Raw genomic sequence first — 13,345 nt, 5'->3', positions numbered from 1 at the left:
TTTATTAAGGGTTAAGGACGGGCGTAGATAAGCAGAAATAGGTTACCAAAAGGATACTACTTGAAATATCGCAGGAGGTTACCATAATAAACCGCACAAACAGAATAGAGTACTAACCTATAGGACATAGTTGTATGGATTTATCCCAAAAACACCCATTGTGGCGCAAACCAAAACATCATCTTGATGCCGATACCAGTAGTGATCATGTGCATTGGATTGAGCTTTTTTACGATTTAGCCCATGTGGTATCGATTTTTGTTCTTGGGAACTTCTTAAGCCATCATCTTGGCTTTGGCGGTTTTGCCATTTTGCTGCACTGTTTACCGTGATCTGGGTTGCCTGGTTTGACTTAAGCCTTTTTAATTCCATTTATGTCAGCACCGTTACATTATGACGGCGCAGATTATCACCATTATGATCATGTCATCAGCGATAGTGCATATTGATGGCGCTGGTTGAGCTTACTTTGCTATAGATTATGCGATAAACCGAGCGATTATGTCACTGATCTATTTCAGGACTAAAACGGTCGAAGATAGTGAGACTTGTCTACCAAGTCGCATGTCACGAAACTTTGCCATGCATATTTCGGAGCACTCCGATCAGGCGTTTCCCCCGATTATCCGATCACTTTTAGCCTAACTCCGAAATCGGTGATCGGAATTGCGAAAACCGCGATCGGAATGCCCGAAACCCTTCCTTTTTCTCTTTTAAATCAATAGCTCGCTATTGTTTACTTCTTAAACAAGAAAGTAAGGAAGCGACCATGGCAAAAAAGAGAACTTCAATGAACAAAATCAAAGAGGTATTACGCCTTAAGTACGACTGCGGTCTCTCAAATCGCAGCATCGCTTCTTGCCTTAAACTCGGCCCGTCTACCATATCGGAACTCCTTACTCGCTTTAAACAAAGTCAACTTGGTTGGCCTCTGCCTGAAAGTTGTAGCGATGCTGATATCACTCAAGCTCTGTATCACGGCAAGAAAGCCAATCGCGATAAAGTCATGCCAGACTTCACTCAATACGCTGTCGAACTCAGACGTAAAGGTATGACGAAGATGTTGCTCTGGCAGAAATATCATGAGCAATATCAAGAGCAAGCTTACGCTTACACTCAGTTCTGCGAGCACTTCACTCGTTGGTTCAAAACTCAAAAGCGCAGTATGCGTCAGCTCCATGTGGCAGGTGATAAGCTGTTTATTGATTACTGTGGCTCTCGGCTTCAGGTAGTCAATCCTGACACAGGCGAAGTGCGCGAAGCAGAAGTGTTCGTGGCGACCTTAGGTGCGTCCAATTACACCTATGTTGAAGCCTTCCCGAGTCAAGGTAAGTCCTACTGGTTAGAGGCGCATGCGAATGTGTTCGAACACTTCGGTGGCGTACCACAACTCTTGGTTCCCGATAATCTACGCAGCGCGGCCAGCAAAGCTAACCGTTATGAACCGAGGTTTAACGACAGCTATCAGAAACTGGCGAATCACTATCAAACTGCCATAATGCCAGCTCGCCCCTACAAACCGAAAGACAAAGCCAAGGCAGAGAATGCCGTCCTCCTCGTGGAACGTTGGATCATGATGCGACTTCGCCATCAAACCTTCCATACCTTCAAAGAGCTGAATCTCGCCATCCGTGAGCTTATGAATGACTTAAACCAACGTAAGATGAAGCAGTATGGTGCGAGCCGCAAAGCGCTGTTCGACAAACTCGATAAACCCGCGTTAAAGCCCCTTCCTAAACAGCGATATTTCTATACCGAAACCAAACGAGTCAAAGTTGGGCCTGATTATCACATCGAATATCGCCGCCATTACTACTCGGTTCCCCATCAACTTGTTGGCCATTATGTTGAGCTGGAAGCCTCCAACCGTCTGGTGCAGATCTACCACCAAGGTAACTTGGTCGCCCAACATCTACGCAGCCAAAGAGAGCGTGGAAATAGTACCAACGCAGAGCACATGCCAAGTAATCATCAACATCAAAAATGGTCTGCTGGGCGCTTGCTCAACTGGGGAGCCAATATCGACCCTGCTACACGAGAGGTCGTCAATAAGATGCTGAACTCCAAGCCTCACCCAGAGGAGGCTTATCGTTCCTGTCTTGGGTTGCTCAATCTAAGTAAAACGCGTGGCGAGTCGCGTTTAGAGCAAGCCTGTAAAGATGCGCTGATGCTGACAAAACCCAATTACACCTTCGTCAACAATCTACTCAAGAACAATCGTGAAGGGCAACTGAGTAAAGATAAAGCGAATACGCCGAACCTTGTTTACAGCAATGTTCGTGGCCCGAACTGTTATCACTAGGAGAAAGGATATGAACGCACTGAACGACCAACTCAAAACCCTCCGTTTGAGCCATGCGGCGAAAGCGTTAGAGCAGCACGATTACCAACTCTATCTTGCCATCAATGATATCGACCACACTAAAACTAAAGCGATGTCGCCACAGACAAATGGTATTTGCGAGCGCTTCCACAAGACCATATTGAATGAGTTCTACCAAGTGACGTTCAGAAAGAAACTGTATGGCTCAATGGAAGAATTACAGAAAGATCTGGACGAATGGATGGACTACTACAACAATCATCGTACTCATCAAGGAAAAATGTGCTGCGGCAGAACGCCAATAGAAAGATTAGAGGATGGGAAATCAATCTGGGCTGAAAAGAATCTAGCCCAGATATAATCTGACAGGCACCGAGTCGAAAAGTGAGTAACTGTCAGAACAGGTCTGAATTAATACACTTGATACGAGTTTTATTTATAAAGTAAGTATCGTATTTAGTCGGCTTCCTTATATTGATCGCTTTCATATGTGCTTGTAATAAACTCACTCCACCAGTGCATGATTTCTTTCCTTTGTTCGAAAAAGTCAGAACGGTTATAACTTGCTCTTGTCACATTCTTATCCATATGTGATAAGCAAGCTTCTATATGAAGTGTATCAAAGCCCTGTTCGTGCAGAGCGGTCGATGCAATAGCTCTTAAACCATGTGCAACGAGTTCATCTTTAAATCCTAAACTACGTTTTAAAGCAGCATTAGCTGTATAGACGCTTACATGACTATCAGGATTCCGTCCACTGGGGAACACGAACTCTTTGCCGCTGCTTTGGGCTTTGATCTTTTCAAGGATATTGATTGCTTGTTTGGTCAGAGGAACTCTGTGCTCTCTTCTTCGCTTCATTTCTTCGGCAGGTATAGTCCAGCATTGATTATTGAAATCAATGTCTTTCCAGCGTGTTCTAGCAGCTTCCTTTGGGCGGGAAATAGTGTGTAGTTGCCACAGCAAAAGTAGTTTAGTCTTGTCTTGAATGTTTTCGTTGTGCGATAAACGGGTCATAAACTCACCTAGCAACTCAGGGCGTATGGTAGGCATGTTTTCTACTTTATGTTTCTCAAATGAATTGATCATCTTGGTTAATGGGTTAGCGTTAATCACATCACTTGCTACCGCATACTCCATAATTTGGTTTAAGCTCTGACAAATTCTTTTGATGGTGGATAGTTTTCCGTCTATTTCGAGAGGGCGCAGCATTTCAATTGCATCACGTCGAGTAATATCACTCACTGGAAGAGCCCCTAGGTTATCAAATACGTACTTTTCCAGCGTTCTCCAGATTCGCTCTGCATGAAATGCGCTGACTGACTTGCGTTTCCTATCAAACCACATGGTTGAAACTCCAAGAAAGCTGTCATTGTGCTTACGTAATTCTTCGATTCGTTTGTTTTCTTTGGAGCGTTTGGGATCGATACCTTCAGCTATTTGTTTCCGATATTCGGCTGCTTCGAGTTTCGCAGCAGCAAGTCGCAGTGAAGGATAGGTACCCATTGAAATTTTGGTTATTTTCCGCGTTACAGGGTGACGGTACTTAAATTGCCAAGCTTTGGTTCCCGTCCCTTTGTCTGAGCGCTTAGGGCGAATACGAAGCTGCAAACCCTCTTCAACAGTGAATGTATATTCCTTGTCTTTGATAACGAGAGCTTTGATTGTTGTATCAGTGATTCGTTTTGCCATGGCCAACGATTTTTGAGGTGATTACTTGAAGACCATTGTATATTAAATTGATTTGGTGGGGTACCAGGTGGGGTACCAAAATTCTGAATTGTGGTGAATTTTATTGAGACGCCCTGGGACGTTGCTCGTGTTTAGATTGCTGATTTGAAAGGATTAAGTGGAATTCTTGGTAAGTTGTGAAATTTCAATACTGGTGGCCCGGAAACCACTGGATAGAGTTATTAACCATTTGAATTTAATGCCTTAGTTTTTCACTGCTGCAACGGGATTCGAGTAGTAATACGAGCATCGGGTAACACATGTTGTTATGGCGAGGAGCACTAAAACGGTGTCTACTTTGTTTGCCCTGTCTCGAAAAGTTGAGCGTCTCTTTTGTATTAATTGTCTAGTTTATCATGGAATTTGTGGTAAGCATTCAAGATGAGAATAAAAAGCGGCTTGCCTTAGTCGCAAGCTCAATGTCTGTAGTAATTCTATCAATCCTTGTATTTCGAACCATGCCTATTACTTCTTAAAGTGTAGACTGGGTTATTTGTTGAGCATTAATACTATGTTCAACAAAAGAAGCAGGGAGATCGCTATTACCTCTAAACTATTCAGAAAAATGGTCGTTAAAAGTGGGAAAGTAAATTCGCACCCAAGAAGGCTCATTCTATCGTGTTCAAAAATGAGACATTTTTTCACTGTTTGATATAGAAATGTGCGGTGACCGTCCTTTTGATGGTTTACAAATTTAGTTGTAACGACTAAAAAGGATTCTTGGATTTTTAGCCAGAGAATGGCTTCTCATGGCGTTTGCATCAAACTTTTTCCTGATGCGTATTTTGGTTGGATAATTGGGTTTATGAGTAACGTAACCAGCACTATTTTGACAGAAAGTGGTACCAATGAGCTTGAAATTATTGAGTTCCATTTAGAAAAACAATTGCCTGATGGCAGCACGAAAACGTGTTATTACGGTATTAACGTAGCAAAAGTACGAGAAGTTATCCGCGTACCAGAAACAACCGATTATCCAAATGCACAGCCTCATATGGTAGGTGTATTTTCATCTAGAGAGGTGTTGACACCGTTAGTCGACTTAGCCGGTTGGTTGGGTGTTCCTACACGACAAGATCTCGAGCACAAATTTGTCATCGTGACTGACTTCAACAAAATGACCAATGGCTTTCTTATTGATAGCATTTCGCGCATTCACCGTATTTCTTGGAATGATGTGGAATCGCCAAGCCAGTTCCTCGAAGCGGGTGAGCAAGATTGTGTGGTGGCTGTGGTCCGCAAAGAAGGGAATCTGATCATGATCCTCGATTTTGAGAAGATCATTGCCGATATTAACCCTGAACTGAGTATGGAAAAGTACGATGTGAAAGGGGACAAGTCGGTAGATTTAAATCAGAGAATAGTTGGCAAACGTAATGCCAAAACAGTCATGGTTGTTGATGATTCTGCTTTTATCCGTTCTTTAATCCAAGATACATTGGCGTCTTCAGGCTACAACGTGATCACGTGTAAAGATGGCGGTGAAGCTCACGAGAAATTGATGAACCTGATTGAAGTAGCAAAAGAAGAAAACTTGCCAGTCCGAGAGTTATTGGATGCGGTTGTTACGGACGTAGAAATGCCTCGAATGGACGGGATGCACTTAGTAAAACGGCTACGTGATACTGAAGCGTTCCGAGAAATGCCAATCATCATGTTCTCATCACTAATGAGTGAAGATAACCGCTCAAAAGCACTCTCGCTTGGGGCGAATGATACCATCACGAAGCCAGAAATAGGCCGTATGGTGAACATGATGGACAAATACGTGTTTAACTTTGCGTAAATAAAGATAGTGGTGACAATTAATGTATAAGGCTGCCGTTTGGCAGCCTTATTTGATCATGAGCGAGGCAGAATTTTAAGTTTGTCACAGGCATCTGACTACATGATGACCCGAACAGGAATACTACTTATCAAACCAGTTATATGCTCTGTTATGCTGCTCAATGCTTATACAAAAAAGCAACAAACCAAATTTTTATACATTTTTATTGCATAAAAAATCCGTATTGGTAATATAAATGCCAAGTTGACAATTAATGCGGTATGACAGCATGAGTATTCAGGTAAGCGGAGTCAATAAATCCTACGGCGATACACAGGTTCTTCACGATGTCAGTTTTAATTGTGAAAGCGGTGAAACGTTGGTGTTACTGGGCCCAAGTGGTGCAGGGAAGAGTTCTCTTCTGCGTGTTCTTAACCTTCTAGAAGGAGCAGATAACGGAAAGTTAAACATCGCGAACGACGTTTTCGATTTCTCAACTGAAATTAAAGAAAAGCAAGGTTTAGCGCTTCGTCGTAAAGTGGGTATGGTGTTTCAACAGTACAATTTGTGGCCACATATGACAGTGATGGAGAATCTGCTTGAGGCTCCAATTAAAGTGGCTGGCATGGATAAAGACGAAGCTAGAAAGCAGGCAATGCAAATTCTTACGACGTTGCATTTGGCTGATAAAGCAGATGCATGGCCAATGCAATTATCTGGTGGTCAGCAACAACGTGTTGCGATTGCTCGTGCCCTGATGATGAAACCAGAAATTTTGCTTTTTGATGAGCCTACAGCGGCGCTTGACCCAGAGATAACCAACCAAGTAGTTAAGATTATTAAAGATTTAAGTGGTACGGGGATTACTCAAGTTGTTGTCACTCATGAAGTTGAATTTGCTAAAAAGATCGCCAGCCATGTTTTATACCTTGAAAAAGGCTTCATTGTTGAACATGGCACACACGATTCATTTTCTAATCCGCAAACGACTCAGTTTGCGGACTATTTAAAACACTAAAAAATCGGTTTTACTAACCACAGATAAGCTCGGCTGTCATTGCGAGTGTCAGCCCAAGACATACACACGGAGTATTGCAATGAAAAAGATTCTACTGGCTTCACTAATCGGCCTTGTATCAGCAAACGTAGCGGCACAAGAAGAGATTAAATTCGCAATGGAAGCGACGTACGCACCATTCGAATATATGGATGAAAACAACCAAATTCAAGGTTTTGATGTGGACTTAGCGAACGCTCTATGTAAAGAAATAGAAGCGAAATGTAGCTTTCACAACCAATCTTTTGACAGCTTAATTCCTGCATTAAAATTCAAACGTTACGACGCGGCGATTTCTGCAATGGACATTACTGAAGCGCGCCTTGAACAAGTCAATTTCTCCGACGCTTACTATGATAACTCTGCGGCATTTGTTTCTATCAAAGACAAAGTAGCAGACCAACAAGCATTAAAAGATAAACGTGTGGGCGTGCAAAACGGCTCTACCCACCAAAGCTACCTAATCGATCAAATGCCGGGTGTCACAGCAGTACCTTACTCAAGCTATCAAGATGCATTCATCAATATGAAGAATGGTCGTATTGATTCAGTCTTCGGTGATACCGCAGTCGTTGCAGAGTGGTTTAAGAAAGAAGACAACCTAGCGTACGTTGGTGAACACGTGACGAACCCTAAATACTTTGGTAACGGTTTCGGTATCGCAGTCAACAAAGATAACGACGAGCTAGTGAGTAAACTGAACACGGCACTAAAAGCAGTAAAAGCGAATGGTCAATATGACGTAATCTACAACAAGTACTTCGGTAAGTAATATGGTATTAACGGGTTACTCTCTGTCGCTTGTTCAAGCTAGCTGGATGACGGTTCAGCTGGCATTCACAAGCCTTTTGGTCGGTTTGATCCTGGCGGTGGTATTCGCCAGTGGTGAAATGTCTCGTCGTGCAGTCGTGAAATGGCCAATGACGGCGTTTGTTACGATTGTACGAGGCTTGCCAGAGATCCTTGTCGTGTTGTTCATTTATTTTGGTTCGACTCAGGTTCTATTTTTGATCACCGGAGACTTTATTGAGGTTAGCCCGTTTTTATCTGGCGTGGTGGCATTGTCTCTGATCTTTGCTTCTTACGCTTCTCAAACGTTACGCGGAGCATTAAAAGCGGTGGGAAGAGGGCAGAGAGAGGCGGCAAGCGCGCTTGGTATCAGCCAATCTCACGCATTTGTTCGTATTGTTTTGCCACAAGCGGTCAGACACGCACTACCAGGTTTGACTAACCAATGGCTTGTATTGCTAAAAGATACGGCGCTGGTTTCTCTGATCGGTGTAACGGACTTACTAAAACAGGCACAGCTAACGTCTGCTGCAACGCATGAAGCCTTTACCTGGTACGCAACAGCAGCAGCAATTTATTTGGTAATTACGTTAGTGACGCAACGCGCCGTGAAGCGCATTGATAAAAAATTCTCCATCCAAGGGATGAGCATGGGACAGGAGACAACCGCATGAACGAACAACACGTTTGGCAGATGCTCGATGGCTTAGGTACAAGCTTACAATTGACCGTCGCATCTTTAGTGGCCGGTTGTATCCTTGCTCTGCTGATGACGTTTACCCTGATCTTACGTACTCCGGGTTTGCATTGGGTGAGTCGCGGTATTATTACTCTGTTCACAGGTACGCCTTTGTTGGTTCAAATTTTCTTGGTGTACTATGGTCCGGGTCAGTTCGATGCAGTAAGAGAAAGCTTTCTTTGGAATTGGTTTAGCCAACCTTGGTTTTGTGCCATGTTGGCCTTGGCACTGAATACGGCGGCGTACAGTACCCAGTTGTTCAAAGGGGCGTTTAACGCGATTCCTTCAGGCCAGTGGCAAGCGTGTCGTGCTTTGGGGATGAATAAAACCGCGACGCTGAAAGTGCTGCTGCCATATGCGATTCGCCGTGCGGTCCCCGCTTACTCAAATGAAGTGATTTTGGTGTTTAAAGGTACATCGTTGGCAAGCACCATCACTATCATGGACTTAATGGGGTATGCTCAGCGCATTAACGCACAAACTTACGATACGCTAACCGTGTTTGGCATTGCAGGGGCATTTTACTTGGGCGTCAATGGCATCCTGACGTTGATTTTCCGTCAAGTTGAGAAAAAAGCATTGGCGTTTGAAGCCGTGTAACTCAAATTTCAGCAACTTATCTATTTATCTATAATGCCTCTGTTTTCGGACTCTCGAACAGGGGCATTGTTGTTTTAGCCAGTGCGTTAGCTGGCAAATTGGTTCAGATTCACCAAACTTAAGGAAGGATTACAACGACAGGTGACATTATGGAACGCCGACATTTCTTAGCCTTATGGTCTTTGATCTTCGCGCCCTCGTTAAAAGCGTCTAGCTCAATGAAACCAACACCAGCTCAAACCGAAGGTCCATTTTATCCCGTATCCGCTATTCCTATCCGCCAAAATTTGGTTTTACAGCCGGATGGTTTGATTGGCGAGTCTATTATCCTTCAAGGGCAGGTGCTTAATACGGCAGGGCGTCCAATGTCTGGCGTAAAAATAGAAATTTGGCAATGTGACGGACAAGGTATTTACGATCACCCGAACCAGACAAGCAATAACAATTTCGACCCTAATTTTGCCGGTTTCGGAGCAGCATTAACCAGAGCCGATGGACGCTACTTTTTTCAAACCTTGTATCCAGTGCCATACAGTTCAAGGCCACCACATATTCACGTTAAGCTTTGGCGTGGTAAGCAAGAATTGTTAACTACTCAGCTGTATTTGAAAGGGCAAACGGGTAATGAATGGTGGGGCGGAAAAGCGCGTGATCATTTGCAATTTAAGCCAATAAAAGTGGATGAACGACTAGTTGGAACGTTCACTTTTGTGATTACTTAATGTCTTATATCAGCACAAACTTAACTTATTGATGGCGGCCATTTGTATTAAGTAGTGGGAGGAGACTAACGTTGGGAAAGGGGTGGACTAAGGAAAACAGGATATACCCCGTTTTCCTTGTTGTTCCGTGCTTAAGCGAGTAAATCTACGAGCGCTTTGCCCACACCGTGAGCGCTTGTTGGGTTTTGGCCAGTAATGAGGCGGTCATCAACAATCACAAACTCTTGCCAAGGCTGTACTTTCGTATAACGGGCGGCATTGCGAGCCAGAGACTCTTCTAATAGGAATGGGATGTATTCGATGGTACCAAAGTCAATCTCTTCTTCACGTGTAAAACCAGTGACTGACTTAGACGCCAGCAACTTTTCGCCATTGCTTAACGTAATCGGTAGTAATGCGGCCGGACCATGGCATACCGCTGCAATGATACCACCATTTTCGTAATGTTTAGCCGAGATTTTGGCAAACTCTTCATTGCTTGCTAAGTCTGAGAGCAAGCCGAAACCACCTGGGTAGAAAATCGCGTCGTAGTTATCACCGTTAACCTGTGATACAGGAATCGTATTGTTGACGCGGTTTTGGAAATCGTCATCCGCTAATATTTTTGCGTTGACTTCGTCACCATCAATGTCGGTTCCGTAAAGTGGGGCTTTACCGCCTTTAAGAGAAGCGATGTCGTAATCCAAGCCAGCATTGAGAAGCTCGTTTAGAGCGTGAGTAAGCTCCGGAGCGTAAGTTCCGTTTGCTTGATCAGTGTCACCAAGAGTCGCATGGTTAGTAACAACAATGAGTACTTTCTTCATGTGCTTTCCTTATTGGTTCGTTGGTATTTGTTTCACCCCTTCATACTAATTGCTAAACAAATGAGTGATAATATGGTTAATTGACAAAACATTATTGCTATATGGCAAAGGTGAGCATGGACAGTTTTGAAGGCATTAACGAGTTTGTTACGGTCGCGGAGTGCTTAGGGTTTTCTGCCGCAGCAAAACAATTGGATTGTAGTACCAGTCACGTAAGTCGACAAGTCACTAGATTAGAAGAGCGTTTGGGTGTCGCGCTGTTCGCGCGCTCCACACGAATGGTAAGCTTGACGGAAGAGGGGCAAAGTTATTATCGACAGTGCAAAGAGTTAGTGATTGGGCTTCAACAAGCGAATGAACAATTGACCACACAACAAACTCAGTTAAGTGGCACATTGCGTGTGAGTGCCGCTGGTGCATTGTCGGAGAATCATGTCGCGCCGGCGCTAATGGCGTTTGCTAAGAATCATCCCAACTTAACGGTGGAGATGAACTTCAACACTAACATGGTTAACTTCATCGAAGACGGCTTTGACTTTGCCATTCGTTATGGACGACTTAACGATTCTGGCTTAGTGGCGAGAAAACTGGTGGACCGTTCCATGGCGGCAGCGGCGAGTCAGAAATACATTAATGAACATGGTCTTCCAACGCATCCAGAACAATTAAAACGCCACAGTTGCATTATCACTAACAAAGATCTCTGGCAGTTCGAATGCGATGGTAAACCATTGAATGGCGTAAAAGTTCAGGGTCGATGGCGAAGTAATAATACCAATACGGTCTTGCAGGCGTGTGAGGAGGGGTTAGGGATCGCGTATTTACCTAAAAGCAGCTTTAATGATGCATTAGTCTCAGGGCGTTTGATCCCAGTATTAGAACCGTATTGGGGAAGCGGTGCAAGCAGTTGGATTGTCTATCAAAATCGCCACTTTCTGCCACAAAGAGCAAGGTTTGCGATCGATTTTTTGTTGTCTCATTTTGCTGATTGGCAGGAGTAAGATTGCCATCAGCAAGCGTTACTTTGGACGTTCAGGCACCGAGTCATTACATATTCTGATAACTCGGTCCGCCACCGCCTTCAGGCGTTTTCCATGTAATATTTTGCGAAGGATCTTTAATATCGCAAGTTTTACAGTGCACGCAGTTTGCTGCATTTATCTGAAACCTGAATTTACCTTCCACTTCTAACACCTCGTAAACACCTGCGGGACAGTAGCGTTGGCTTGGTTCATCGTACTTGTCTAAGTGAACATCAATCGGAATGTGAGGGTAAGTCAGGACAAGGTGACAGGGCTGGTTCTCTTCATGTTGCGTTCCCGATAAGAATACCGATGAAGCCTTATCGAAACTGATTTCACCATCCGGCTTCGGATATTCGATAGGCTGACATTCATCTTTAAGGAGCAGTTGCTCGTGATCGTGGGAGTGATTTGTCACCGCCCATGGTAACGGCTTTTTAACTAGTGGTTGCCATAAATTGTGCTCAAAGGTTGAGATCGCACCGCCAAGAAGGGAGCCGAACGTATGAATATTGGCGCCAAAGTTACGTGTTTCGGATAATTCTTCATACAGCCATGATGATTCAAACAATGTTTGGTAATCTGGCTCAGAAGAGGCGCGTTGCAGTGCGGTATTGACGGCTTCTGCCGCGAGTAACCCCGATTTCATTGCCGTATGGCTGCCTTTGATTTTCGCTACGTTGAGCGTGCCTGCATCACAACCAATAAGCAGCCCACCAGCAAATTGTTGTTTAGGCAAGGAAGATAGCCCACCTTTAGCGAGCGCTCTTGCGCCATACGCGACACGATGAGCACCTTGCAAATGTTTTTTGATTGCAGGGTGATGCTTAAAGCGTTGGAATTCGTCGAAAGGGCTTAGGTAGGCATTACTGTAATTCAAGTCGACGATCAAACCGACAGCGATTTGGTTGTTTTCCATATGATATAAAAAACCGCCACCGGTGGTCTGAGTCTCGCGTAATGGCCAGCCAATCGAATGGAGTACACTGCCAGATAGGTTGTCACTATCAGTTGGCAGATCCCATATCTCTTTTAATCCCAGAGCGTAATGCTGCGGTGATTTTCCTGCATCTAAGTCAAACCTTTGGATTAACTCTTTACCCAAGTGCCCTCGACAGCCTTCAGCAAAGATGGTGTATTTGGCTTTGAGTTCGATTCCGGGCTCAAAAGTTGGCTTCGTTTGCCCCTGTTTATCCAGCCCCATGTCACTGGTAGTGATGCCAGTGACGCTACCAGAGTGGTCGTAATTGATACTCGCAGCAGCAAAACCCGGGAAAATGTCCACGCCAAGGCTCTCTGCTTGGGTCGCGAGCCAGCGGCAGAGGTTAGCGAGGCTAATAACATAATTATTTTGGTCATTTTTCATGGGTTTTGGCGTAATAAAGTGAGGCACTCGGACATGATTGATAGCGGTAGTCAGATAAAGGAAATCATCCTGTTGCACAGAGGCTGAGAGTGGCGCGTCCATCTTTTTCCAATCAGGGAAAAGCTCATCTAACGCGTGAGTCTCAAACACGGCGCCAGACAAAATATGCGCGCCAACTTCAGCCCCTTTTTCTATGACACAAATGGATAATGCTTCGCTCTCACGTGCTGGGTTTAACTGTGCTAATCGACAGGCTGCACTTAATCCTGCTGGTCCTGCACCTACGATCACGACGTCAAATTCCATGCATTCTCGTTCCATGTATAGGTATCCTTTCTACTGTCGTCATCAATGTGACCATTCTTAGTGTATATACAGAACTATAGCTCAGTTGACGTTAACGTGAATTAAACTAAGCTCAAGTA

At 44.2% G+C, this 13,345-nt stretch carries 12 protein-coding genes and 2 pseudogenes; 11 read left to right on the top strand and 3 right to left on the bottom strand.

Annotated features, from left to right (window positions below):
- Nucleotides 1–134: 134 nt before the first annotated feature.
- The 4 genes and pseudogenes from AC3D28_RS15305 to AC3D28_RS15290 all read left to right on the top strand — a co-directional run.
- Entirely contained in the window at nucleotides 135–332 is a 198-nt protein-coding gene (locus tag AC3D28_RS15305; RefSeq protein WP_488536576.1) for a hypothetical protein, read from the top strand.
- A 437-nt stretch (nucleotides 333–769) separates the two neighbouring features.
- On the top strand, nucleotides 770–2,302 hold the full coding sequence (gene istA / locus AC3D28_RS15300; protein ID WP_488536575.1) for an IS21 family transposase: 1,533 nt from the start codon (nucleotides 770–772) through the stop codon (nucleotides 2,300–2,302).
- 10 nt (nucleotides 2,303–2,312) lie between these two features.
- Nucleotides 2,313–2,393, top strand: a pseudogene (locus AC3D28_RS15295) (IS21-like element ISVch3 family helper ATPase IstB); the annotation flags it as partial.
- Nucleotides 2,370–2,684, top strand: a pseudogene (locus tag AC3D28_RS15290) (integrase core domain-containing protein); the annotation flags it as partial. The pseudogenes AC3D28_RS15295 and AC3D28_RS15290, both read left to right, overlap by 24 nt.
- Nucleotides 2,685–2,779: 95 nt before the next feature.
- On the opposite strand, the gene AC3D28_RS15285 reads toward AC3D28_RS15290, so the two are convergent.
- Nucleotides 2,780–4,015, bottom strand: a complete 1,236-nt coding sequence (locus AC3D28_RS15285; RefSeq protein ID WP_488536574.1) for a tyrosine-type recombinase/integrase — start codon at nucleotides 4,013–4,015, stop codon at nucleotides 2,780–2,782.
- 844 nt (nucleotides 4,016–4,859) lie between these two features.
- On the opposite strand from AC3D28_RS15285, the gene AC3D28_RS15280 reads away from it, so the two are divergent.
- The 6 genes from AC3D28_RS15280 to AC3D28_RS15255 all read left to right on the top strand — a co-directional run bounded on the left by AC3D28_RS15280 (nucleotide 4,860) and on the right by AC3D28_RS15255 (nucleotide 9,729).
- Nucleotides 4,860–5,840 (top strand): chemotaxis protein, encoded by a 981-nt coding sequence (locus AC3D28_RS15280; RefSeq protein ID WP_098414513.1) that lies wholly within the window; start codon nucleotides 4,860–4,862, stop codon nucleotides 5,838–5,840.
- A 271-nt stretch (nucleotides 5,841–6,111) separates the two neighbouring features.
- A complete protein-coding gene (gene artP / locus AC3D28_RS15275) occupies nucleotides 6,112–6,840 on the top strand; it encodes an arginine ABC transporter ATP-binding protein ArtP (RefSeq protein ID WP_488536573.1) in 729 nt (242 codons plus the stop codon).
- A 79-nt stretch (nucleotides 6,841–6,919) separates the two neighbouring features.
- Nucleotides 6,920–7,651: an arginine ABC transporter substrate-binding protein gene (locus tag AC3D28_RS15270; RefSeq protein ID WP_488536572.1), complete on the top strand. Its 732-nt coding sequence runs from the start codon at nucleotides 6,920–6,922 to the stop codon at nucleotides 7,649–7,651.
- Between the two features lies 1 nt (nucleotide 7,652).
- Nucleotides 7,653–8,342 carry an arginine ABC transporter permease ArtQ gene (artQ, locus tag AC3D28_RS15265; RefSeq protein WP_098414095.1) on the top strand — a complete coding sequence of 230 codons (690 nt, stop codon included), beginning with the start codon at nucleotides 7,653–7,655 and terminating at the stop codon, nucleotides 8,340–8,342.
- On the top strand, nucleotides 8,339–9,007 hold the full coding sequence (artM, locus tag AC3D28_RS15260; RefSeq protein ID WP_488536571.1) for an arginine ABC transporter permease ArtM: 669 nt from the start codon (nucleotides 8,339–8,341) through the stop codon (nucleotides 9,005–9,007). The genes artQ and artM overlap by 4 nt, the downstream gene beginning before the upstream one ends.
- 149 nt (nucleotides 9,008–9,156) lie before the next feature.
- Nucleotides 9,157–9,729 (top strand): dioxygenase family protein, encoded by a 573-nt coding sequence (locus AC3D28_RS15255; RefSeq protein ID WP_098414093.1) that lies wholly within the window; start codon nucleotides 9,157–9,159, stop codon nucleotides 9,727–9,729.
- 131 nt (nucleotides 9,730–9,860) lie between these two features.
- Here AC3D28_RS15255 and AC3D28_RS15250 read toward each other — a convergent pair whose 3' ends face one another.
- Nucleotides 9,861–10,532 carry a type 1 glutamine amidotransferase domain-containing protein gene (locus AC3D28_RS15250; RefSeq protein ID WP_488536570.1) on the bottom strand — a complete coding sequence of 224 codons (672 nt, stop codon included), beginning with the start codon at nucleotides 10,530–10,532 and terminating at the stop codon, nucleotides 9,861–9,863.
- 116 nt (nucleotides 10,533–10,648) lie between these two features.
- On the opposite strand from AC3D28_RS15250, the gene AC3D28_RS15245 reads away from it, so the two are divergent.
- Nucleotides 10,649–11,533 (top strand): LysR family transcriptional regulator, encoded by an 885-nt coding sequence (locus AC3D28_RS15245; protein ID WP_488536569.1) that lies wholly within the window; start codon nucleotides 10,649–10,651, stop codon nucleotides 11,531–11,533.
- Nucleotides 11,534–11,579: 46 nt separating this feature from the next.
- Here the strand turns inward: AC3D28_RS15245 and AC3D28_RS15240 are convergent, their stop codons facing one another.
- The gene (locus AC3D28_RS15240) at nucleotides 11,580–13,241 is read right to left on the bottom strand and encodes an electron transfer flavoprotein-ubiquinone oxidoreductase (RefSeq protein ID WP_488536568.1); all 1,662 of its coding nucleotides are present in this window, start codon (nucleotides 13,239–13,241) and stop codon (nucleotides 11,580–11,582) included.
- Nucleotides 13,242–13,345 lie beyond the last annotated feature (104 nt).

It is taken from the genome of Vibrio sp. TAP-3B (genome assembly GCF_057784735.1).
The sequence above is the reverse complement of the archived record's forward strand: the minus strand, read 5'-3'. Positions and strand labels throughout refer to the sequence as shown.

What these genes read in the sequence shown, in the direction of transcription:
- AC3D28_RS15245 (WP_488536569.1), top strand. Translation starts at nt 10,649, where the DNA reads ATGGACAGTTTTGAAGGCATTAACGAGTTTGTTACGGTCGCGGAGTGC.
- AC3D28_RS15285 (WP_488536574.1), bottom strand. Translation starts at nt 4,015, where the DNA reads ATGGCAAAACGAATCACTGATACAACAATCAAAGCTCTCGTTATCAAA.
- artP (WP_488536573.1), top strand. Translation starts at nt 6,112, where the DNA reads ATGAGTATTCAGGTAAGCGGAGTCAATAAATCCTACGGCGATACACAG.
- artQ (WP_098414095.1), top strand. Translation starts at nt 7,653, where the DNA reads ATGGTATTAACGGGTTACTCTCTGTCGCTTGTTCAAGCTAGCTGGATG.
- artM (WP_488536571.1), top strand. Translation starts at nt 8,339, where the DNA reads ATGAACGAACAACACGTTTGGCAGATGCTCGATGGCTTAGGTACAAGC.
- AC3D28_RS15305 (WP_488536576.1), top strand. Translation starts at nt 135, where the DNA reads ATGGATTTATCCCAAAAACACCCATTGTGGCGCAAACCAAAACATCAT.
- istA (WP_488536575.1), top strand. Translation starts at nt 770, where the DNA reads ATGGCAAAAAAGAGAACTTCAATGAACAAAATCAAAGAGGTATTACGC.
- AC3D28_RS15255 (WP_098414093.1), top strand. Translation starts at nt 9,157, where the DNA reads ATGGAACGCCGACATTTCTTAGCCTTATGGTCTTTGATCTTCGCGCCC.
- AC3D28_RS15280 (WP_098414513.1), top strand. Translation starts at nt 4,860, where the DNA reads ATGAGTAACGTAACCAGCACTATTTTGACAGAAAGTGGTACCAATGAG.
- AC3D28_RS15250 (WP_488536570.1), bottom strand. Translation starts at nt 10,532, where the DNA reads ATGAAGAAAGTACTCATTGTTGTTACTAACCATGCGACTCTTGGTGAC.
- AC3D28_RS15270 (WP_488536572.1), top strand. Translation starts at nt 6,920, where the DNA reads ATGAAAAAGATTCTACTGGCTTCACTAATCGGCCTTGTATCAGCAAAC.
- AC3D28_RS15240 (WP_488536568.1), bottom strand. Translation starts at nt 13,241, where the DNA reads ATGGAACGAGAATGCATGGAATTTGACGTCGTGATCGTAGGTGCAGGA.